The following is a 765-nucleotide window of genomic DNA, read 5'->3' as shown; positions in this document are numbered from 1 at the left end:
AGATGTGTATAAGAGCCAGGGCCGCTGCCTCGGGCACGTTGTCCAGGGCCTGTTGCGGTGTGGCCTGCGGCAAGGTCAGCTCCGGCTCGGGTGCCGTCATGTTCGAAGCACGCGCCTCCGCATCGGCCCCGCCTGCCCCTGGCGCAACGGCCTCAGCACCGCCCGGCCCGCGCCCGGCCGCCGCAGCACCGCCCGATCGGCGTGCGAGCACCGTAGCGCTACGCGTATGACGTGGGACCACCATGGCATCGTCGGACGCGGGCTTCTGCTCGCGCGCTTGGTCGTCCGTCCCGACGTCAGCCGGCGGACTGAGCTCGTCGAGCTCGGCCGCACGGCCGCTGAATGTCGGTGTTGCGTCGGCGACCTGCGTCGCGACGACCCTGCGCATGGCCGTCAGCACCTCGCCGGAGACGGCCGGCATCCTGGCCACCGCCGCCAGCACCACCGTCCCCGCCCCCTCCGGCGTCGTGAGCGTCACGTCCACGGACCGCTCGCCGGAGACCTCCCCGAGCCTGCACACCCGTGCTCCACTCGAAAAGGGGAAGGCCCCCGCAACGGCCAGCGCCCGGGCGGCCAGCGGCTCCACCGTCGCGGCCCCGGTCGCGGCAGGTGTGCCACCGGCGGCAGGCGCCGCCGTCGCGACGCCGGCGGACGGGTCACTGAGTTCCGGGCCGGCGCCCATCCAGGAGCCGGGCCCCGCCGGCGGTACGCAGGCGACCTCCGACAGCGCCTCCACCGGACTGGCGGCCACCGCCACCCTGGCCC

The 765-nt window shown here is 75.0% G+C and carries 1 protein-coding gene; it reads right to left on the bottom strand.

The annotated features are described in order from the left end of the window. Positions 1-765, bottom strand: a 765-nt coding sequence (locus tag EJK15_RS72495; RefSeq protein ID WP_206062418.1) for a hypothetical protein, incomplete at both ends; no start/stop codon positions are given.

This window comes from Nonomuraea basaltis, assembly GCF_005893125.1.
Taxonomy (GTDB): Bacteria; Actinomycetota; Actinomycetes; order Streptosporangiales; family Streptosporangiaceae; genus Nonomuraea; species Nonomuraea basaltis.
The sequence above is the reverse complement of the archived record's forward strand: the minus strand, read 5'-3'. Positions and strand labels throughout refer to the sequence as shown.